At 53.0% G+C, this 22,660-nt stretch carries 16 protein-coding genes; 5 read left to right on the forward strand and 11 right to left on the reverse strand.

The genetic code is table 11. The features are described from left to right. Positions 1-8: 8 nt before the first annotated feature. The 10 genes from REIFOR_RS11310 to zwf all read right to left on the reverse strand — a co-directional run bounded on the left by REIFOR_RS11310 (position 9) and on the right by zwf (position 12,986). Complete coding sequence (locus REIFOR_RS11310) at positions 9-779, reverse strand: ABC transporter permease (RefSeq protein WP_100257661.1); 771 nt, start codon at positions 777-779, stop codon at positions 9-11. After that, complete coding sequence (locus REIFOR_RS11315) at positions 776-1,717, reverse strand: ABC transporter ATP-binding protein (protein WP_100257662.1); 942 nt, start codon at positions 1,715-1,717, stop codon at positions 776-778. The genes REIFOR_RS11310 and REIFOR_RS11315 overlap by 4 nt, the downstream gene beginning before the upstream one ends. A 188-nt stretch (positions 1,718-1,905) precedes the next feature. Next, positions 1,906-3,144 carry a DUF4032 domain-containing protein gene (locus tag REIFOR_RS11320; protein WP_100257663.1) on the reverse strand — a complete coding sequence of 413 codons (1,239 nt, stop codon included), beginning with the start codon at positions 3,142-3,144 and terminating at the stop codon, positions 1,906-1,908. Positions 3,145-3,333: 189 nt separating this feature from the next. After that, positions 3,334-4,428 carry an ABC transporter ATP-binding protein gene (locus REIFOR_RS11325; protein ID WP_100257664.1) on the reverse strand — a complete coding sequence of 365 codons (1,095 nt, stop codon included), beginning with the start codon at positions 4,426-4,428 and terminating at the stop codon, positions 3,334-3,336. Positions 4,429-4,730: 302 nt separating this feature from the next. After that, the gene (gene malQ / locus REIFOR_RS11330; protein WP_100257665.1) at positions 4,731-6,923 is read right to left on the reverse strand and encodes a 4-alpha-glucanotransferase; all 2,193 of its coding nucleotides are present in this window, start codon (positions 6,921-6,923) and stop codon (positions 4,731-4,733) included. A gap of 328 nt (positions 6,924-7,251) precedes the next feature. After that, the gene (locus REIFOR_RS11335) at positions 7,252-7,878 is read right to left on the reverse strand and encodes a bifunctional 4-hydroxy-2-oxoglutarate aldolase/2-dehydro-3-deoxy-phosphogluconate aldolase (protein WP_100257666.1); all 627 of its coding nucleotides are present in this window, start codon (positions 7,876-7,878) and stop codon (positions 7,252-7,254) included. Positions 7,879-7,932: 54 nt separating this feature from the next. Next, a complete protein-coding gene (gene glk / locus REIFOR_RS11340) occupies positions 7,933-8,943 on the reverse strand; it encodes a glucokinase (RefSeq protein ID WP_100257667.1) in 1,011 nt (336 codons plus the stop codon). Between the two features lie 3 nt (positions 8,944-8,946). Beyond that, positions 8,947-10,773, reverse strand: coding sequence for a phosphogluconate dehydratase (gene edd, locus REIFOR_RS11345; protein ID WP_100257668.1), 1,827 nt, complete (start codon positions 10,771-10,773; stop codon positions 8,947-8,949). Positions 10,774-10,789: 16 nt separating this feature from the next. After that, entirely contained in the window at positions 10,790-11,485 is a 696-nt protein-coding gene (gene pgl, locus REIFOR_RS11350) for a 6-phosphogluconolactonase (protein ID WP_100257669.1), read from the reverse strand. A gap of 19 nt (positions 11,486-11,504) precedes the next feature. Further along, a complete protein-coding gene (gene zwf / locus REIFOR_RS11355) occupies positions 11,505-12,986 on the reverse strand; it encodes a glucose-6-phosphate dehydrogenase (RefSeq protein WP_100257670.1) in 1,482 nt (493 codons plus the stop codon). Positions 12,987-13,251: 265 nt separating this feature from the next. Between zwf and hexR the strand changes: the two genes are divergently transcribed. The 4 genes from hexR (at position 13,252) to REIFOR_RS11375 (ending at position 20,521) form a co-directional block, all read left to right on the forward strand. After that, positions 13,252-14,112 carry a transcriptional regulator HexR gene (gene hexR, locus REIFOR_RS11360; protein WP_100257671.1) on the forward strand — a complete coding sequence of 287 codons (861 nt, stop codon included), beginning with the start codon at positions 13,252-13,254 and terminating at the stop codon, positions 14,110-14,112. Between the two features lie 126 nt (positions 14,113-14,238). Further along, the gene (gene pyk, locus REIFOR_RS11365; protein ID WP_100258765.1) at positions 14,239-15,687 is read left to right on the forward strand and encodes a pyruvate kinase; all 1,449 of its coding nucleotides are present in this window, start codon (positions 14,239-14,241) and stop codon (positions 15,685-15,687) included. A 256-nt stretch (positions 15,688-15,943) separates the two neighbouring features. Further along, a complete protein-coding gene (gene aceE, locus REIFOR_RS11370) occupies positions 15,944-18,601 on the forward strand; it encodes a pyruvate dehydrogenase (acetyl-transferring), homodimeric type (RefSeq protein WP_100257672.1) in 2,658 nt (885 codons plus the stop codon). Between the two features lie 21 nt (positions 18,602-18,622). Next, a complete protein-coding gene (locus tag REIFOR_RS11375; protein WP_100257673.1) occupies positions 18,623-20,521 on the forward strand; it encodes a 2-oxo acid dehydrogenase subunit E2 in 1,899 nt (632 codons plus the stop codon). An 85-nt stretch (positions 20,522-20,606) separates the two neighbouring features. Here REIFOR_RS11375 and galU read toward each other — a convergent pair whose 3' ends face one another. Next, entirely contained in the window at positions 20,607-21,449 is an 843-nt protein-coding gene (galU, locus tag REIFOR_RS11380; RefSeq protein ID WP_100257674.1) for a UTP--glucose-1-phosphate uridylyltransferase GalU, read from the reverse strand. 266 nt (positions 21,450-21,715) lie between these two features. Here galU and rarD point away from each other — a divergent pair, with 266 nt between their 5' ends. Beyond that, the gene (gene rarD, locus REIFOR_RS11385) at positions 21,716-22,639 is read left to right on the forward strand and encodes an EamA family transporter RarD (RefSeq protein WP_100257675.1); all 924 of its coding nucleotides are present in this window, start codon (positions 21,716-21,718) and stop codon (positions 22,637-22,639) included. Positions 22,640-22,660: the final 21 nt, after the last annotated feature.

Here is a 22,660-nt window from a genome sequence, read left to right on the forward strand (position 1 = left end):
AATTATTCCTAAGTTCTCAGGCCGCGACCGGTAGTCAGCAGATAAAGGGCCCAGCCGCCTAAGGCCAGCACAAAACAGATTAGCATCACGAAGGCAAAGCCAATCGGAATGTCGGACACGCCAATGATGCCATATCGGAAGGTGTTGACCATATAGAGCACCGGATTGAGATGACTCACCACCTGCCAAAAGTCGGGTAACAGCGACACCGAGTAAAACACCCCACCCAGGTATGTGAGGGGGGTTAAGATAAAGGTCGGGACAATGGTGACGTCATCAAACTTGGTGGCGTAAACGGCGTTAATAAGCCCGGCCAATGAAAAAACAATGGCGGTTAATAGGGTTACCGACACCGTCACCCAAAGGTGTTTCACGCTCAAATCAGCAAACCATAGACTCAAGACCATGACGATTGCGCCACAGGCAATACCGCGAGCAACACCGCCAATAACAAAGCCGGACAGAATAATCCAATTGGGCACCGGGGCGACCAGAAGTTCTTCTAGTGAGCGCTGGAACTTGTTGGAAAAAAAACTCGAACTGACATTGCCATAGCTGTTGGTAATCACCGACATCATGATCAAACCGGGTACGATAAACTCCATATAATCGAAGCCGCCCATCTGCCCGATGCGGCTGCCGATCAGATTGCCAAATATCACAAAATACAGCACCATGGTGATCGCCGGCGGTAGCAGCGTTTGCGGCCAGATACGCAAAAAGCGCTTAACCTCTTTTTCCACGATAGAGGAAAACGCGACCCAGTAAGGATGACTCATAATTTTGCCGCCTGTTGTTCGTTCTGGTGATCAGTGAGGTCGACAAATAACTCTTCGAGTCGATTGGTCTTGGGCCGAATGCTCATAGCCTGTAGATTGTGACGGCTGAACAGCGCAAAAATTTCATTCAGGCTGTCGCCCCTATTAATATGAAATTCAATACTGTGGTCATCGACCATAAAAGCCCCGAAGGCTGCCAGTTCGGCCGGCAGTTCCAGCACGGTTTCTTGGATGTCGGCGATAAAGGTCGACTTATCCTTACCCTTGAGCATTTCCTTGGTTGGACCCTGGGCAATAATTTCGCCATGGCCAATGATCGCCAAGTTACGGCAAAGGGATTCGGCTTCTTCCAGATAATGGGTCGTCAGGATGATCGTGGTGCCCTGATCGTTGAGCTCTTTCAGGAACACCCACATAGAGCGCCGAATCTCAATGTCGACGCCGGCCGTGGGCTCATCCAGGATCAGCATAGACGGTTCGTGTACCAGGGCTCGGGCAATCATCAGGCGCCGTTTCATGCCACCGGACAGCATCCGCGCCTGGTTGTCGCGCTTGTCCCATAAATCCAGCTTTTTGAGGTATTTCTCCGCGCGCTGGTGCGCCAGCTTGCGCGGCAAACCATAGTAGCCGGCCTGCTGAACGATGATGTCATTGACCTTCTCGAAGGCATTGAAATTGAATTCTTGCGGCACCACGCCCAGGGTACGCTTGACCTGCTCGCGCTGTGAAACCAGGTCAAAGCCATTGACCTTCACAGACCCGCCGGTTTTATTGACCAGCGACGAGACAATTCCTAAACAGGTCGACTTTCCGGCACCGTTTGGCCCCAAGAGCGCAAAGAAATCCCCCTGTGGAACTTGTAAATCGATGCCCTTTAGGGCTTGAAAGCCATTGTCGTAGGTTTTAATTAAATGTGATATTTCTAGGGCATTCGCCATGGCGTTCTCAGTAAAGATTGGGGTTGGATGATAGTAGCCCCTATAGATGGGTGCTAGCCATTCGATTTCAATAGTGCCAGTTGATGTCCTGAGTCTAAGGGCAGGAGCTCCAGTGCCCGAGATGCTCCTGGCGTCGCATCGATAAAAGTCTGGTACGGTCAAATATGCAGGTTTAACGGCCTGCTCTGCTAGGAGTTGCGCCGCCGTAATACCGTATCGATATAGCTTTGTGACGCAAATGGCATCCCTACATCGGCGTGGGTCGCCTCGCTTAAGTACCAGCGATGCTCCAAAATTTCATGAAAGATTTCAGCGTCATCGAGACCACCTTTCAATTCTATAGGGATATTCTGTACCGATGGGTTAAATATTTCCGAAATCCAGCGATAGGCCGCAACGGGTAAGGGAACGTCACGACCTTCCTGCTCGGAGAGGGTAATTCGATAGCGATTCAAACTATTCAGCAACCGCCGAGCCTGATTCTCCTGCACCTGAAACCCAGTTAAAGCGGCCAAGCGACGCTTATGATGCCAGTGCTCAACCACACGCGGCACCATGCGCACCTGCTTGCCGTCATCAACGGTGGTAATTTCCATCTCTTCGACATCGAAACCTAGATCGTTAAGTCGACTAATGCGTTTTTCGATCAAAAACTGATCTTCTGGATTGAATATTTCAAAATGCGTGAGCTCAGCCCACAAGTTGTTGTAGCGATCCAATAAGGAGTCTGCCAGGTCAACGGGATCCATTTGGCCGGGCAATCCGAATGATGCCTCGATGTCCATCAGATCCCCGGCTATATTGGTATGCGCCAGGTCCAAATCGTGCTCCCGACGACGATCGGTGAGTTCATCGAGCAATTCGCCGGTTTCGGCGTCGACCAGATAGGCTGCCATCAGCCCGGCATCGCGTTTGAAAAGCGCATTCGAAAAAGAACAGTCGCCCCAATAAAAGCCGGATAAGTGCAGGCGGACTAGCAGTTCGGCCAAGGCATCAAGCATTTGATGCATTTGCTTCGGTGAAATGCCCTGCTGAACGATATTACGATAGGGTAAGGCGCCCACCATATAGTTGGTTATCAACAGGCCACGGTTGTGCAGATCCACGGTCCTGGGTTTGGCGACCGACAAATAGGTTGAGCCACTGACATTTTCATCACGATTGGTAACCAGGCCCACGGGCTCAACCACCGGCAAGCCAAGTTCCTGCAATTCTCGCAACAGTCGATATTCTTTTTGCGCGATGGGCGTTGATAATTCTTTTAACGCATAAACCTGGTCTTTGTGCGAAATAAACTTGACCACATTGCGATGAATACCGCGCGCCACTTCGACAAAGTACTCTTCCGGCCAATCGTTAAGGTGTCGCGACCAGGGTAGGCGCAAATCGGTGAAGTAGTGGCTCGGTGACGCTATTTGAAATTTCATGACGACCTCAAAGATGAAACACAGGGCTAAATAAGAGCCCACAACCTAGACACGAAGGCAGCGCCAGAGTATAGGTTTTTTAACGGTAGAGCTCAAAGGGTTCAGCACGGGTCGCCGATTCACAAAACGCTCAGGCATTAAAAAAGCCGACATGGGCCGGCTTCAAGTCATAATAATGTGCCTGAACGACTAGAGGCGTTGATCCGTTTCGCCGTCGAACAGATGCAATTTATCGGTATTGATATGTAATTCTAGGTTGTTGCCCAGCTGCGGTGTGCGGTGCACATCCATCTTGGCAATAAAGGGCTTCTTCTCACTGCTCATCGTCATATGAACGACAACTTCATGACCCAAAGTCTCAATAATGGTCACTTTACCGGCGATCGACGCGGTGTTCTTCCATTCGTGCTCAGCCGCATCGCGGACATGCTCTGGACGGAAACCAACATAGACTTCCTTACCCTTACGGGCCTCGATGCCCGCTTTCCAGAAGGCCGGTGCGGCAATGGTCACGTCGGTATGAGAGAGGGTTTTGCCATCATCAGATACTTTCATCTTGATGATATTCATGTTCGGCGTGCCAATGAACTGAGCGACAAAGACATTCGCGGGCGTGTCATATAGGTCTAAGGGGGTACCGACCTGGCGCAGGTTACCATCGTGCAACACCGCGATGCGATCGCCCATGGTCATGGCTTCAACCTGGTCATGGGTTACATAGACCGAGGTAATGCCAAGGCGCTTCTGTAGGTTGGCAATTTCGGCGCGCATTTGCACCCGCAATTCGGCATCCAGGTTTGACAACGGCTCGTCAAACAAAAACACCGACGGCTTGCGCACAATTGCTCGACCCAAGGCGACCCGTTGACGCTGGCCACCGGACAAGGCTTTGGGTTTACGATCGAGCAGTTGCGCCAAGCCTAGAGTGTCCGCGGCTTCGGTAACCAAACGATCAATTTCATCTTTCGCCATCTTGCGTAAGCGCAAACCGAAGGCGATATTTTCATAAACGGTCATATGGGGATAGAGCGCATAGCTCTGAAACACCATGGCAACATCGCGATCTTTCGGGTGAACGGTGTTAACAACCCGATCACCAATATAGAGTTTACCGTCGGTTATTTCTTCTAAACCGGCAATCATACGTAGGGTGGTAGATTTACCACAACCGGAAGGTCCGACTAAAACCATGAATTCTTTATCACGGATTTCGAGGTCTAAACCCTTGATGATATTTACATCACCATAGCTTTTAATTACGTTTTCAAACTTAATACTGGCCATCTGTGTTCACTCTTTTATCGTCGTTTGAAGCGTTGCTCGCCAGTATCTAGACTGGGAGCCCATGCGGCGATTACCCAAAGGTAAATAAGCCTATATCGCCATTTTGTAGTTTTATTACAGCTTGATATCCAATGGACTCATTATAGACGTAATTATACTACCAAATGCAAGTATAAATTCACAACAGCTGACCCAAGTCATGGTGCCTAGATTAACAAACCGAGGAAATTCATAGGCTGTAGCGGGTCGAGGCGGTGAAACATTTAGCCGGAATCGACGCGAGGGCCGAAGCGTTACCGCCACTAAAGCTGACGCAAGCCGGTAATATCACGACAAAATTGTTGAATATCGGACTGGGCAAACAATTCTTGGCTACTTCGGTCCAGTTTGCGTCGCCAATTGGGATACTCATGACTGGTACCGGGAATGTTGACCGGCTTATTGATCATCATCATATCTTCAAGCTGGATCGCCACTATTTGCGAGCGACTCGAGGCCAGTTGTTTATGGATGGCAAAGCACAGCGCCTGCGTCATGGCTGCTAAATCTGCTGGATCGAGGCTGACCCCCTGGGGTAGGCGGCCGTGCTTCTGTAATAACGCGAGAATCAGGCCTTTGGCCTGTTCACGGCGGGCCTGCTCGTCGACAAAATCCTCGTCGGTGGCGAACATATTTAACTGGTTGCGCAGATCCAAGTCGCTCTTGTTCCAAAAAGCCCTGACGGTCGGCATATCATGGTTGCAGACGATTGCCAGCGCCTTGCTGGCGTAGTCTTGTGGTTCGGTACAGACGACGCCGTCCATTTCAAAATAAAACACCTTATTGGAATAGAGCTCGGCTTGAGGAAAGAACGCCGTCACCTCTTCCGGCACGGTGCCCAAATCTTCGGCAATAACCATACATTGGTTGCGCTGAGACTCGAGTGTCAGGATTCCCAGCAAATCGAACAGGTCGTAATAAACATACGCCCCAAATGCAGCTGTTTTGCCTGGCGGGCACCACCACAGACGCAACAGAGCCAAAGCATGATCGATCCGTAACGCGCCACAGGCACGCATGTTATTGCGCAATAAGGTAATAAAGGTTTGATATCCTTCCTGCTTCAGTTTAATCGGGTCCAGCGGTGGCAGCCCCCAATTCTGACCATTGGGACCCAAGGCATCGGGTGGTGCACCGACCGCCGCGCTCAGGCAAAAATTCTCTTTATTGCTCCAGACCTCGGCACCGCCACGGTCGGCACCGACCGCCAAATCTCGATATAGGCCAATTTTCATGCCCAGGTCCTTGGCTAACTGGTTAACGTTTTGCAGCTGCTCATCGGCAATGAATTGCAAATAAGTCCAATAGTTCAGTTCCCGTTCGTGCTCGGCGGCAAACTCGGCCACCGCCTCGGAGCGATAATCTTGATAGGCCTCGGGCCAAACTGGCCAGCCCCATGCGTTAATATCAAGGGCTTTAAAATGCGCCAACAAGGCATCAAAGAGGACATGATTGCGTAATGGCTCGCCCTGGGAGCGAACAAATTCATTGTACGATCGCTCACGTGCAGTGCCTTTGCCAAGATGATTTTTGCAGAAGAGTGCAAAAAGCGCTTCAAAAAATTCAAACTTTAACGCACTCACCCCGGCATAGTCGACATCGTCACAGGCGCGTAAAGCGGTTACGCGGGCAGCAAAGGTTTTAGTGGTTATTTTTCGTTGCAGGGCCGGTGACGCTAGAAATTCCGGTACATCGGGTATGTTGGTGTACAGGACATTTAAAAAGCTGCGATTCGACGGGCTATAAGGGCTGCAATGATCAGGGCTAATGGGGTATAGGGCATGGATTGGATTCAAGCCAATAACATCGGCACCGGCGCTGGCCATATCGCGAATCAGTTGCGCTAAATCGCCGAAATCTCCCATGCCCCAATTGGACTCAGAGCGCAGGGTGTAGAGCTGAATCGCAGTTCCCCAGGTCTTATCCCCGCGCCGCATCGGCTCGCTGTGATAACTGGTTTTCGGGGTCACAATCAGCGGCGAGGTCATTGTGGATTCACCGACACTAACTTGAATCTGATGGTAACCCAAGGGCAAATCCATGGGCAACGGCAGAATACGCCGCACATGTTGAATGTGACCCATCCAATAATCGCCGGTCTGGTTTAGGCCGTCCAAATGAAAGGACCCCTCAAGCCGTGAGCCCGTTTCACAGGTGATGGACCAATGGCCCGCCTGACTCAACTCGTAATTTTTAACATAGATATTGATGCCCCAGTAATCTCTTAGCGGCGACAATACGGTAATAGGTTCCAGTAACTGATTCCATTGGTGGGTATCGAGCTGCCAGGCATCGTGGGCTAGCTTTGCTTCGTCCTCAAGCTCGTAACCCATGGCACTGAGAATTAATTCAATATTTTCGAATGGAACCTGTGCCTCATTGCCTTGATAATCAACAAAGCTGGTGGAAATTTTGCGTAGATGAGCAATTTTTGAAGCCAGCTCATAGTTCGCCATCGGTCACTCCTTAGGACATTTGATTTACGGCGGAGTGCTCGATCACAATCACTCTTGATTCGCCCTATCGTATTTGCCCGACAGTGTAGAGTAGAGCTTCAGAAAGTACGCCTTGAAAAGGATCCAACTGGGAAGGATTTTCAACCAGGTGGAGTTCGGGCTTTTGGTATCGACTGATAGTGCGCGCTTAGCAGCCAAACGTGACCACCTCAGCAAGCCCGGGTGCCGCTGAACTAGCGCAATGCAGCTCGGAAAACGGTGACCGGCAAGCCAGCTTGATGTGGTGCATGGGTTACCTGCCAGCACTTGTTTCAACCGGTTAAGCCAGTTAAACCAAAAAACAGGCTTGCCGGGCCAATGCCTCTATTCGGTCCCAGTCTTGTTCTGCGAGTGCATCCGATGGTACCAGCCAGGAGCCACCGACACAGGTAACATTGTCTAGGGCTAAATAGTCTTTAAAGTTTTTTACTGAAATGCCACCCGTTGGGCAGAAACGAACCTTGGGAAAGGGGCCGGCAAAGGATTTTAGGGCCGCTGTGCCACCTGCCGCTTCGGCTGGGAAAAACTTAAAATGCTCATACCCTAACTCCAAGCCTTGCATCATCTCCGAGACGGTTGCGATCGCCGGTAGGAAAGGCAGCTCGACCCGTTTGCCTTCGGCCAGCAGCGCCGGTGTGGCGCCCGGGCTGATCGCGAAATCGGCGCCGATGCGCACCAACTCGTGGAGCTGCTCGACTCGGGTTACAGTACCTGCGCCGACGATAACGCCCGCGACGGTTTTCATCGCCTCAATCACCGCCATGGCATTGGCCGTGCGCAAGGTGACTTCCAATACGTTTAAGCCACCGGCTTTCAGCGCCTGCGCTAGTGGGATGGCATCCTCGACTCGCTCCACGGCCAACACCGGCATTACCGGATAGGCCTGGGTCATTATATCTTCAAGCGTATAGTTCATTCAGCAATTCTCTTATTTTGTTATTGACCAACATTCGGCTGACCAAGACTCTTATCAGTCCCACAATTTATAGTTGACGCGTTGGTTTAACACGGCGGCCGAGCCTAATAGACCAGGTTGTTTGGCGACCACCACATAGGTGGGTATGGGGGTCACGAAACCGGATAGGCGTGCCTTGTCATCGAAGCGGCTGCGAAATTCACTCTGCGCAAAGAAATCGATAAAGCGCGGAATAATACCCCCGGTGATATAGAGACCCCCTTTAGCGCCAAGAGTTAGGGCAACATCCCCGGCATAGCTGCCGACTATTGCGCAAAATTGCGCCAAAGCCTGGCTGCAGATCGGGTCTGTTTGCGCCACCGCTGCGGTGGAAATTTCCGGGGCGGTTAAGAATTTTTCGGCGCCCTGCATGGCCGTCAAGGCGCTGTATATGTTCTCCAAACCCATACCGGAAATAAGTCGTTCATTTGAAACGCGGCTGTATTTTTTCAACAAGAAACGCAGAATGTCAATTTCAGTCTCGGTGGTCGGTGCATAGTGTGCATGCCCCCCTTCGGTCTCCAGGGTGACCGGGCCGACCGCACTGAACGCTAGCGCCGCGAGACCCAAGCCGGTGCCCGGGCCGGTTACGGCGATGGGCATACCCTTAACCGCCGCGCCGGGGCCGACCTGGATCAAATCGGCTTCATCGAGATGCGGAATGGCATTGGCCAGGGCGTTGTAATCGTTGATAAACTTTAGGCTGGTCAAACCCGTGGCCGCCTTCAATTCCGAGACCTTGAAGGCCCAGGTATGGTTGGTCATACTGATCTGATCTTGATCCGTCGGGCAGGCGATGGCCATCACTGCATGGGCCGGACGGGCATAGCCTTTGGCGGGGCCCGACAGATAGGCTTCTATTGCGTCACCAATGGTGGCGTAATGCGCACCATTTAAGGCCGTAGGCGCAATCAATTCGGCTTCACGAATGACCAGTTCCTGACCCGCCGCCAAGGTGTGTATCGGTGCCAAGGCAAAACGCGCATTGGTGCCGCCAATATCGGCAATTAGACCTAATTCTTGCATGCACTACTCCTCAAAATCTTCAAAACGAAATACGGTAGCACCCTCTTCCGGCGTACTGACGGCCATGCGCATATGGGCAAACAACTCACGGCCAACGCCAAAGTGGCTGGCCGATAAATCGGCCGAGGCGAGACTGCGGCGGCTGAGTTCTTGTTCTGTCAGACGAACCGCTAAAACGCCGGTATGGGTGTTTAAATAGATTATATCGCCCTCTTGAATACGGGCCAACGGACCGCCTATGGCGGCTTCCGGCGACACGTGAATGGCCGCAGGCACCTTGCCGGAGGCACCGCTCATACGGCCATCCGTTACCAGGCCGACCTTATAGCCCTTGTCCTGCAATACGCCGAGCAACGGTGTCAACTTGTGCAACTCTGGCATGCCGTTGGCTTTTGGACCCTGAAAACGGACCACGACCATGCAATCCCGATCGAGTTGCCCTGCGTCAAAGGCCGCCTGCAAGTCGTGCTGGCTGTCAAAGATAACCGCGGGAGCCTCAATGATTTTCTGAGTTTCTTTAAGCGCTGAGCTCTTGATTACACCGATACCCAAATTGCCATCCAAGACCTGCAGGCCACCTTCCAAACTAAAGGGTTCGGTAATGGGCCGAACGATGTCCTTATTGAGCGATGCCACGGTGCCGGCCTTAAACACAACCTGGCCGGCCTCGATAAAGGGCTCTTGGGTATAGCGATGCAGGCCCTGACCCATAATGGTGGTCACGTCCTCATGCAGCAAATCGCCCTCGAGCAATTGGCCGATGACATAGGGCAAACCCCCGGCAGCGTGGAAATGATTCACATCGGCCATACCGTTGGGGTAGACCCGTGCAATCGAGGGTACAATTTTCGACAGATCGGCAAAATCTTGCCAAGTCAAAATAATGCCTGCGGCACGCGCCATAGCAATCAGGTGAATGGTCAGGTTGGTGGATCCACCCGTCGCATGCAGACCGACAATGCCGTTAACAAAGGCCTTTTCAGTGAGGATGGCATAGAGCGGTGTGTACTGACCATTCTGCCGTGTGATGCGCAAAACTTGACTGGTGGCTTCGGCGGTCAACAGGTCGCGCAGTGAATTTTCCGGATTGACAAAGCTACTGCCCGGCAGATGCAAGCCCATAATCTCCATCAACATCTGATTGGTGTTGGCTGTGCCATAAAAGGTGCAGGTGCCGGCACTGTGGTACGAATCCGATTCGGCCTGTAACAACTCATCACGGCCCACCTTACCCTGAGCATATTCTTGGCGAATGCGGGCTTTTTCGTCGTTGGGCAAACCGCTCGGCATGGGCCCGGCTGGGACAAAAATAGTGGGCAAATAGCCAAAGCGCAGAGCACCCATGACCAGACCGGGGACGATCTTATCGCATACGCCCAAATACATCGCCGCGTCGAACATGTTGTGCGACAGGCCAATGGCCGCCGACATGGCGATGTTGTCTCGACTGAACAGGCTCAGCTCCATCCCCGGCTGACCCTGAGTCACGCCATCGCACATGGCCGCGGTGGCGCCGGCTACTTGGGCGGTGCAGCCCATCTCACCTGCCGCCTGTTTAATGATGGCCGGAAAACGCTGGTAGGGCTGGTGCGCGCTGAGCATATCGTTATAGGAGGTAATGATGCCGATATGAGCCGCGTTCATCATTTTAATGGTGTTTTTGGTTGCCGGCTCGCAGGCGGCAAAGCCGTGCGCCAGATTGCCACAGGACAGTTGCTTGCGATCGGGGATGTTATCGCCTGCCTGCTGCATCCTGGCCAAATATTTGGCTCGGGATTTGGCACTGCGCGCGACGATTCGATCGGTAATTTTCTGTACGGTGAGGCTCATGGAGATCTCCGGTTAGTTAGCTGGCAAAGAAGATGGCCAACGGGCTCTGCTCTTGTTTTAACACACTGCGCACCGGCAGCGACTCAATCGGACCGTCTTGCCAGGCTTCGGTTAACACGTCTAACTTGGCATCACCGGTCAGATGCAAAACCAACCAGCGGCTGGCTAAGATCCGCTGTAAGGTTAGCGTCATCCGAGCGTGAGGGGCGGTGAGTGGCAAGGTGGCGCAACAGGGCTGAGGATTGGTCAAATCGAGACAATCGCTTAGGGTAGCGGCACCCGGGAAAAACGAGGCAGTGTGGCCATCTTCACCCATGCCCAAGACCACCACGCTGAACTGCTCAGGCAAGACTGACAAACTAACGCTCAGCTCCGCAAGCGCATCCTTAGGGTGCTCGTGCTCGGTTTTCAAGGCGATAAAACGGGCTGCTGCGGCATGGTGGATCAGGAGATTTTCGCGCACCAGCCTCTCGTTGCTGGCCTCGTCGGCCTTATCGACCCAGCGTTCATCGACCAGGGTCACCCAAACATGGGGCCAATCGATATCGGCTCGACTGAGACGTTGCAGTAGATCGACCGGCGTGCGCCCACCGGACACGGCGAGGCTGGCCACGCCGAAGGCCAGCAGGTCGGCGCTTAGACGCGCGACTATTTGCTCCGACAACTGCTGGGTTAGGCTGTCTCGATCTGGAAAAATCTGCGGTGTAATCATCGCGCTTAGAGCTCCTTAATTATTTGGATTCATGCCAAGATCGGCCATCGCGAGCGGTCAACTCGAAGGACGCTTGCGGCCCCCAGCTGCCCGCGGGGTAGCTGTGTGGTTCGACCGTTGAAACCGACCACTCATCGAGTATCGCATCGGCCCAGACCCAGGCGGCCTCAACCTCATCACGATGCACGAAGAGCGTGGAATTACCGCGCATCACATCGAGAATGAGCCGCTCATAGGCTTCGGGGACGCGCACTTCGGCAAAACGATCGGGCATGGTTAGGTTCAGGGTGACCGGCATAACTGGCATGCCTTCACTAAGCCCCGGAATTTTATTCATCATGGAGAGCTGTATCGATTCCTCCGGCTGCAGCCGAATCACTAGCTTATTGGGCAGTAGATTCGACGTTGACGGGAAAATAGAGTGCGGCACACTTTTAAACTGAATAACGATTTCGCTAAAACGGGATGGTAAACGCTTGCCCGTGCGCAAGAAGAAGGGGACACCCCGCCAGCGCCAATTATGGAGCTCGGCTTTAATCGCCACGAAGGTTTCAGTGCTCGATTCGGGCTTACCACCGGGCTCTTCTTTATAGCCGGGTACCGCCTTGCCGGCCATATTGCCGGCACCATATTGGGCTCGAATCGCGTTGCGGCGGACCTGATCGGGCGACATGGTTTTGAGCGATTTAAGCACCTTGATTTTTTCGGCTCGCACCGCTTCCGGCTCGAGTGAAACGGGTACGCCCATGGCCACTAGGCACAGGAGCTGGAGCATGTGGTTTTGGATCATATCGCGCAGCGCACCGGAATCGTCGTAATAACCCCAGCGCCCCTCGCAACCGACCGTCTCTGACACGGTAATCTGGACATTATCAATATGGGAGTTGGACCAAACCGGCTCGAATAAGGCGTTGGCAAAGCGCAGTGCCAATAGATTCTGTACCGTTTCCTTGCCCAGATAATGGTCGATTCGGTAGATATTGTTTTCGGGGAAGACCTTGGCGACCGCGTCGTTGATCACCTTCGATGAGGCCAATGATTTGCCGATCGGCTTTTCCAACACCACCCGACTGGACGGCGAAATAAGACCGGCTGCGGCCAGGTTCTCACAGATAGGACCAAAGAACTGCGGTGCGGTGGACAGATAATAAACCGTGTCCTGAGCTTCGAACTCGCTACCCAAGGCACGCTTTAGCTTGGCAAAGGACGCTGGATCTTTGGCGTCCACAGCAATGTAATCGAGTCGCTCAGAGAAGGTTGACCAGAGATTTTCGTCCCAATCTTCGGCACCAATAAATTCGTCAAACCCGGCCCGGACCAGAGCCCGGTATGCCTCGCCGCCCAGATCGCTGCGCGAGGCCCCTATTATTCGGGCACTGCCGCAAATATGACCATCGCGTTCGAGATGATAGAGCGCCGGCAACAGCTTGCGGATTGCCAAATCGCCATTGCCACCAAAAATTACGACATTGCAGTGGACCGGGGTGATAACTGGGTTCATCTTACTCCTGACTAAAAGTGTAAATGTAGCTTTATTTCATTAAAGGCAGTAAATTAGGCATTAAATCACTTTTCACGTAATTTTACTACATAATAACCAGCATAATTCTTGATAATACAATGCTTTATTGGTTTGAACCTTTACAATGTGGGCTTAAATGACGTTTCCTCGGGCAAACACACGATTGCTAGAGCTGGATCACTTTACCTTGAAGTTGTTGATTTCCTACAATTCTAAGGCAATCAAAATTGGAACAAAAACTACAATGACTGCCAATATATTAGATCGCCTTAAATCCAACCCAAGTTGCCTCAGTAAAAGCGAACGCAAGGTCGCCGTCGTTATCCTTAATGATCCCAACAAAGCCATCCGCTCCAGTATAGCCAGCCTGGCTAAGGCGGCGGATGTCTCAGAGCCGACCGTCAATCGCTTTTGCCGCAGCTTGGACTGTACCGGCTTCCCGGATTTTAAGCTAAAGCTGGCGCAATGTCTGGCGACGGGCACCCCCTATGTGAATCGCAATGTCGAGCCGAACGATCGGGTCGAGGATTACAGCAGCAAAATTTTTGAGGCGACCATGAGCGCGATTAGCGACGCCAAGCGCTCAATCGACCCAAACGCACTGAGCCGCGCGGTTGACGCCCTGTCTCAAGCTCGGCGCATTGAATTTTATGGCCTAGGCGCGTCCGGTAGCGTAGCCATGGACGCTCAGCATAAGTTTTTCCGACTCAATACGCCCTGTGTGCACTATACCGATGTACTGCAGCAACGCATGGCCGCCGCCGCCGCCAAACCTGGGGATGTAGTAGTCATCATCTCTAATACCGGCCGAACCATCTCGCTGGTTGAAACTGCCCAGATCGCCCGTGATTCGGGTGCCACGGTGATCGCCCTGACCTCGCCCCACTCGCCCTTGGCCGCCAACAGCAACATTCTGTTGGGTGTCGACAGTCCAGAAAATACCGACATGTATACCCCCATGACGTCGCGTATCGTGCATCTGACCCTATTAGATGTCATGGCGACCGGCGTAACGCTTAAGTTAGGGCCTGAATTCCAAAGCCATCTAAAACGAATCAAGGCGGCCCTGACTGATACACGTTACAAACTTGAAGATGCCGACTAACATAATGCTTAGAGACAGTTGCCGTGCAACTAACTTTAAGCATTGCTCGTGCTTTAGTTCGGTGGCGAGCCGTATCGACCTTCACTAAAGGCCTCTGGCCGAGAACAGCGAGAACCCACAATGACCATGCGACGCACCAAGATTGTAACCACTCTGGGCCCGGCGACAGATCGAGAAGGCGTGCTCGAACAACTGTTACAGGCCGGCGCCAATACGGTTCGCTTAAACTTTTCGCATGGTAGCCCGGCCGACCATCAGCGCCGGGCAGAACAGGTGCGGGCCATCACGGCCCACCTGGGTTTGCCGCAAGTGGCCATTATGGCCGATTTACAGGGTCCGAAAATTCGCATTGCCTGCTTTAAAGACGACGCCAAGATAGAGTTGATCGTCGGCCAAGCCTTTGTCCTCGATGCAGACTTCGACAAGCACCTTGGCAGCCATAAGCGGGTCGGCATCGACTACCCCGCACTGGCCAGCGATAGCCAGGTCGGCGACATCTATTTGCTAGACGATGGCCGCGTCAAGGTCCAGGTTGAGCAAGTCGCAGCGAATGCGGTCCATACGCGGGTTATTCAGGGTGGCCCGCTGTCTAACAATAAGGGCATTAACAAGTTAGGCGGCGGCCTCTCAGCCGCAGCGCTGACCAGCAAAGACAAGGCAGATATACTCACCGCCGCTGAAATTGGCGTCGACTATGTCGCGGTGTCCTTTCCGCGCAGCGCGCAGGACATGATCGAGGCGCGCCAGCTGCTCAATGCGGCGGGCTCCAGTGCAGAACTGATTGCCAAACTGGAACGTGCTGAAGCGACCTTGGACCACGACAACCTAGATCAAATCATCCTCGCATCCGATGTCGTGATGGTCGCCCGCGGCGACCTGGGCGTGGAAATCGGCGATGCAGAGCTGATCGGGGTGCAAAAACATATCATCAAGCGGGCCCGAACTTTGGATCGCATCGTGATCACGGCCACCCAGATGATGGAATCGATGATCGACAATCCATTTCCGACCCGGGCGGAGGTGTTCGACGTCGCCAATGCCGTTCTGGATGGCACCGACGCCATCATGTGCTCGGCCGAAACGGCCGTAGGCAAATACCCTATTGAAACCGTCAAGGCGATGCACGACATTTGCCTGGGTGCCGAACGACACAAGCTGACCACCGTGTCACGCCACCGCATTGGCACGGAGTTCAAGCGTATCGACGAAACCATCGCCATGACAGTCATGTATGCCGCCAATCATCTGCGCGGCGTCACAGCCATCCTGTGCATGACCGAATCGGGCTCCACACCCCTGTGGATGTCGCGAATCAGCTCCGGCTTGCCGATTTATGCCCTGACCCGACACGACAGCACTGCACGCAGGGTCGCCCTGTACCGAGGTGTCGAGGCCATCCCATTTGATAACACCGCTCATGCCGGTGATCAGGTAAATCGACTCGCGGTCGACGAAGTGAAGCGACGCGGCAGGGTCAAGGACGGCGACCTCGTCATTTTGGCCTATGGCGATCATCAAGGGGTGCATGGCGGGTCGAACACATTTAAGATTGTAAGTGTTGGTAATATCCTGTAAAAAGACACCTAATAAAAAATCATTGAAAACGGCAGCTTCGGCTGCCGTTTTCTATTTAGGGCGACAAAAAAAGCGGAATTTCGCCCTTTCTGAAAATGTCGCTAACAGCGACATCTTCGATTTACCGGCTCGAGTATCGAGTTTACTGCGGCTAGGGCGCTAAATAATAATTCGCCTCGGTTGCTGAGCTTGACTGAATTTTTAACACTTACTACGGCATTGGTCCGTTAACCATTGGGGAAGAGGGTTTAACTCTATGGAACATGATATTGATACCATTGAAACGCAAGAGTGGCTCGACGCACTAAGTTCTGTAGTGCGCGAAGAAGGCGCTGATCGCGCGCAATTCTTATTGAAACGGCTTTCTGACCAGGTGACACACACGGGCGACTCGGTCCCCTTTGCTATTAATACACCCTTTCGCAATACCATCCGTTTGGAAGAAGAACCTAAATACCCCGGTGACAACGAGCTGGAGCGAAAAATCCGCGCCATCATTCGTTGGAACGCGGTCGCCATGGTGGTTCGCGCCAACAAGTCCGGCGATGATCTGGGTGGCCATATTTCCAGCTTCCAGTCTTCTGCGACCCTCTATGACATTGGCTTTAACCACTTTTGGCGGGCACCTACCGCGACCCATCCGGGTGACATGGTCTACTTCCAAGGCCATATATCCCCGGGTATCTACGCACGCTCCTTCGTTGAAGGTCGGTTAAGCGAAGACCAATTGCACAACTTTCGTCGTGAAGTCGACGGTAATGGCCTGTCGTCCTATCCGCACCCCTGGTTGATGCCCGATTACTGGCAGTTCCCGACCGTTTCGATGGGCTTGGGACCGATACAGGCAATCTATCAGGCGCATGTTATGCGCTATATGGAAAACCACGAAAAGATTGAAAAAGGTGGCCGAGTTTGGGCGTTCCTGGGTGACGGCGAGATGGACGAGCCGGAATCCTTAGGCGCTATATCGCTCGCCGGTCGCGAGAACCTAGACAACCTCAATTTTGTCGTCAACTGCAACCTGCAGCGGCTCGACGGGCCGGTGCGCGGCAACGGTAAGATCATCCAAGAATTGGAAGGTATGTTCCGCGGCGCTGGCTGGAATGTGGTCAAGGTCGTCTGGGGTCGCCATTGGGATCGACTGTTTGCTAACGATACCAAAGGCTTGTTGCAAAAACGTATGGACGAGGTCGTCGATGGCGAATTGCAATCCTATAAATCTCATGGCGGCAGCTACACTCGTGAGCACTTCTTTGGTAAGTATCCTGAATTGGCGGAATTGGTTAAAGATCTCTCCGATGAGGATATCTTCCGTTTGAACCGTGGTGGCCACGACCCTTATAAGGTGTATGCGGCGTTCAATCGTGCGGTTAACGACAACAACGGCAAACCGACTGTCATCTTGGCGCATACCGTCAAGGGTTATGGCATCGAAGCCGGTGAAGCGAAGAACATGACTCATTCGCTGAAAAAACTATCGGTTGATGACCTAAAGCAGTTCCGTGACCGATGCGGTGTGCCCGTTTCCGATGCCGATCTCGATGCAGGTCAGATTCCTTTTTATCGTCCGGACGAAAACAGTCCTGAGATGCAGTACATCCGCAACCACCGGAATACCTTGGGCGGTTATATCCCGATCCGTCGCAGAGAAGCCGAAGGCAAGGTCACCGTGCCAACGCTCGAGGCCTTCGACTCGATCACCAAAGATTCTGGTGACCGTGAGATATCCACCACGATGAACTTCGTTCGTCTGTTATCCCAGTTGATGAAAGACAAGGCGATCGGCGAACGTATCGTGCCGATTGTCCCGGACGAAGCCCGGACCTTTGGTATGGAAGGCATGTTCCGCCAATTTGGTATCTATTCGGCATTGGGACAGACCTATATCCCGCAGGATAAGAATCAGGTCATGTGGTACAAAGAAGATCTCAAAGGCCAAATTCTGCAAGAGGGTATCAACGAATCCGGTGCCATGAGCTCGTGGATTGCCGCGGCGACCTCTTACAGTACCTATAATTACCAGCTGGTGCCGTTCTACGCCTACTATTCCATGTTTGGTTTCCAGCGTATCGGTGACTTGGCTTGGGCCGCAGGCGATTTGCAGGCACGGGGCTTCTTGATTGGCGCGACCTCCGGTCGGACCACCCTCAACGGTGAGGGTTTGCAGCATCAGGATGGCCACAGTCATATACTGGCTGGCACCATTCCGAACTGTGTGACCTATGACGCTACCTATGGCTATGAAATTGCCACCATCGTCCAAGACGGTTTACGCCGGATGATCGAGAATCAGGAAAATGTTTTCTACTACATTACCACCCTGAACGAGAACTACCAGCATCCCGGCTTAGAGCCTGAGATGATCGATGGCATCAAGAAAGGCATGTATTTGCTGGAAGATGGCGTTAAGAAGAGCAAGCAGGCTGTGCAGCTGTTCGGCTCTGGCTCCATCTTGCAGGAAGTTCGTGCCGCAGCCGAAATGCTGCGTAACGACTATAAAGTCGAAGTCGATGTTTGGGCGGTCACCAGCTATAACGAACTGACCCGTGATGGTCTTGAAGTCGACCGGCAGAACCTCTTGCATCCGGAAGCGGACCAGGCTGAAGCCTATGTCACGCAGATGCTCAAAGCGCGCCGTGGGCCAGTTATTTCGGCCAGTGACTATATGAAAAACTATGGTAATCAGATCCGCAAGTGGGTACCCCAGTCCTATACCGTGTTGGGTACCGATGGGTTTGGCCGCAGTGACTCGCGCGCCAAGCTGCGTCACTTCTTTGAAGTAGATCGCAACTGGATCACGGTGGCGGCATTAAAAGCCTTGGCCGATGAGGGTGTGATCGAAGCCAAGGTAGTGACCAAAGCGATTAAAAAATATGCATTGGACGTCAACAAACCCAATCCAATGACAGTATGATTGCCGAATTAGGAGTCTTACATGACCACTGAAATTATCCGAGTACCCGATATCGGAATGGATTCCGCCACCTGTATTGAGGTGAGCGTGAAAGCGGGCGACGTGATCGGCGTTGACGATACCATTCTGGTGTTGGAATCTGACAAGGCCTCGATGGACGTTCCGTCCCCCGTGGCCGGCAAAATTGTTCAGCTTAAGATCCAGGAAGGCGATAGCGTCACCGAAGGTGACGAGATGATCTATATCGAACTGGCCAGCGACGCGAGCGCCCCGAGCAGCAGTGCTAATACGCCGGCCGCAGCACCAGCCGTTGCCGCGGCCCCCGTAGCTGTTGCGCCGCAGGCTAACGCCGAGACCAGCAGCGTAACCACTGTATTGGTACCAGACATCGGTATGGACAGTGCCAATATTATCGAGATCGCCGTCCAGGTCGGCGATGTTATTGCCGAGGAAGACACCATTGTGATTCTGGAGTCCGACAAGGCCTCCATGGATGTCCCAGCACCGCAGGGTGGCGAGGTGATCGCGATCAGCGTGCAGGTTGGCGATACCGTCTCTGAAGGTTCAATTTTATTGGAACTCAAGACGGCCGGCTCTGCGCCGGCGAGCGTAGCTGCGACCAATTCCGTTGCTGAACCCGCTGCAGCTCCAGCAGCGCCGGCCGGGTCAGCGATCGAAACCGTCACCGTGCCCGATATTGGCATGGACAGCGCTAGTGTTATCGAGATAGCCATCCAGGTCGGCGATCAGATAGCCCTCGACGATACCCTGGTGGTACTGGAGTCCGACAAGGCCTCGATGGATGTACCCTCTCCGATATCCGGCGAAGTGGTGTCCATCACGGTTAAGGTTGGTGATACCGTTGCCCAAGGTACTCAGCTGATTGAAGTGAAAACCAATGCCGCTGCTCCTAGCGCGCCGGTCGTCGCAGCTCCATCCCGAGCAGAGGTTAAGACGCCGAAGGCTGAAGCACCTGCCCCCGTGATCCCGGTGCCCGCGAGTGCGCCAGTGGCCTCCGGTAAGGCAGTACATGCCGGTCCCGCGGTGCGTAAATTGGCTCGAGAATTTGGTGTCGACCTTGGTGCAGTACCAGGTACTGGACCACGTGGCCGAGTGATCAAAGATGACGTCGCCGGTTGGGTTAAGAAGCGCTTACAAGAGCCGCAGCAGATCACGGCCGGGGCCGGTTTACCGACCGTACCCGATCAGGACTTTGCGCGCTTTGGCACTGTCGAAATCAAGGAAATGAGCCGAATTCAACAGCTTACCGCCGTTAATATGGTGCGTAATGCTCTGGTGATTCCGCATGTGACCCAATTCGATGAGGCCGATGTGACAGATACCGAAGCCTTCCGTCAATCGCTCAAGGGTGAGATGGAAAAGCGCGGGGTTAAGATCAGCCCACTGGCCTTTATCGTCAAGGCCTGTGCCGCCGCTATGATCGAATTTCCGAAATTCAACGTCTCGCTGATGGCCGATGGTAAGCACATGGTCCACAAGCAGTATGTCAATATAGGCATTGCAGTTGATACACCCAATGGCTTGATCGTTCCGGTGATTAAAGACGCCGATAAGAAATCGATCTGGCAGATAGCCGAGGAAATCATCGATTTTGCCAAGCGCGGTCGCGATGGCAAGGTCAAGTCGGTTGAAATGCAGGGTGGTTGTTTTACCGTGTCGAGTCTGGGTGCCTTAGGTGGTACCGCCTTTACGCCGATCGTCAATGCACCCGAAGTGGCGATCTTGGGTGTCTCCAAGAACGCCATTAAACCGCATTGGAACGGCACGGAGTTTGTACCACGCAACTTTACTCCGCTGTCGATGTCCTACGATCATCGTGCCATCAACGGTGCTGATGCGGCGAAGTTCACCGCCTTTATCGCGCTGGTGCTGTCCGATGTGCGTCGCTTAGTCCTCTAACCGATTATCGGTTGGCATAAAAAAGCCCGGCTTGGCCGGGCTTTTTGTTGGGCACAGATCAAGCCAATGGCCAGTCGATGCCCATTTAGCTGTTATCGCCTTGCTGGTAGATATTTTCGAAACAGTAGTTAGTCGCCTCAACAAAACCCTGCACCGACCCGCAATCGAAGCGTGTGCCCTTAAACCGATAGGCCAACACGACCCCGTCCTGACACTGCTGTTTGAGGGCATCGGTCAATTGAATTTCATCGTTTTTACCCGGTGGGGTATGGCGCAATATTTCAAAGATATCCGGAGTGAGAATATAGCGCCCAATGACCGCGAGATTGCTCGGGGCATCCTTGGCATCGGGTTTTTCAACCATATCACTGACCCGATAGAGACCGTCTTTCATCAACTCCCCGGAAATGACACCATACTTGTGAATCTCGTCGGTCGGTACTTCCATGACCGCAACGATCGAACAACGAAACTGCCGATAAATCTTGACCATCTGCGCGAGCACATTGTCTTCGCCCGGCTCGTTGACACAGAGGTCATCGGCCAACACCACGCCGAAGGGCTCATTACCGATCAGGGTTTCGCCCGCTAAGATGGCATGGCCCAAACCCTTCATTTCTTTCTGTCGGGTGTAAGAGAACACCCCGGTTTCCATCACATGACGAATCGATTCTAAATACTGTTCCTTGGTCGAGCCATTGATCTGGTGCTCCAGCTCATAGGAAATATCGAAGTGGTCGGCGATGGCGCGTTTACCGCGCCCGGTGACGAAACCGATGTAATTCAAGCCCGCTTCGATCGATTCTTCCACGCCGTATTGCACCAGAGGCTTGTTCACGACCGGCAACATCTCTTTTGGCAATGCCTTGGTGGCCGGCAAAAAACGTGTGCCGTAACCGCCCACTGGAAACATACATTTGCGAATCATTGGTCTTAATCCCTTTTATTGAGTTAACAGGCCCGAATTCATTGATAATCCTGTGTCGCGCTGCTTATCGCACAGATTGGCTGAAACAGCCCAATACACTAACTTTATTGTGCCTTAGTTTGCCAAACAGGACTACTAACCCAAGCGAAAAACTCAGCTATCTGAATTTAGCTGGTATAAATGATTGGTGTAACCCAGCGGTTGTGGTTATGGTCTGCTCCCGGCAGCGTTGACTGCCCGTCAACGATGTATGCCAGAGGCTTAGTATGGACCAGCAACAACGACAGGGTTATCTATTTGCATTGACCGCGTTCACCCTTTGGGCCATCGGGCCAGTCTATTTCAAATGGGTAGGGGCGTTACCGGCGTTGGACATCCTCGCCTATCGGGTCGTCTGGAGCCTGGTCTTGACGCTAATCATCATCGCCCTCAGTCGGCGCTGGCGTCCCTTGTGGAGCGCACTGTGCAACCCTAAAATCCGCCTCAGCCTATTGGCCTCAAGCCTCATCATCGGCACCAACTGGGGGGTCTTTATTTGGGCGATCAATGACAATCAAATGCTCAGTGCCAGCTTGGGTTATTACATAAATCCATTGATCAATATCTTACTTGGGATGATTTTTTTCGCCGAGCGCCTCGATCGGATCAAAAAAATTGCCGCAGCCCTGTGTCTGGTCGCCGTCCTCTTTGAATTGATTCGCTTTGGTGAATTACCCTGGGTGGCGCTGGCGTTGGCCACCAGCTTCGGACTCTACGGCCTAGTCCGCAAAAAGCTGGCGGTCGACAGCTTCGTAGGCATGGCACTCGAGACCGGCCTGCTGTTGCCCATCGCATTGATCTATTTGCTTTTCGCCACTAGTTCAAGCGCCAATTTTTTCACCAACGACCCGTTCACCAATTTTCAATTATTTATCGCCGGACCCGTGACGATGATTCCATTGATCTGCTTTGCCGCAGCGGCCAACCGAATGCCCCTGTCGACCATTGCCTTCTTCCAATATATTGGCCCCAGCGGCATGTTTTTACTCGCCGTATTTGTCTACAACGAACCCTTGGAGCCCGCCAAGTTGGTCACCTTTGGTATTATCTGGAGCGCCTTGGCGCTCTTGGTCTGGGATGCTGTGCACAAACTGCGTTTACAACGGCGCTCGGCCGACGCCCTCAAACTGAGCGAGTCATTAGCGCCCTAAACCAATGTCTCTTTCCCATAA

Origin of the sequence: Reinekea forsetii (genome assembly GCF_002795845.1) — a bacterium.
GTDB lineage: Bacteria > Pseudomonadota > Gammaproteobacteria > Pseudomonadales > Natronospirillaceae > Reinekea > Reinekea forsetii.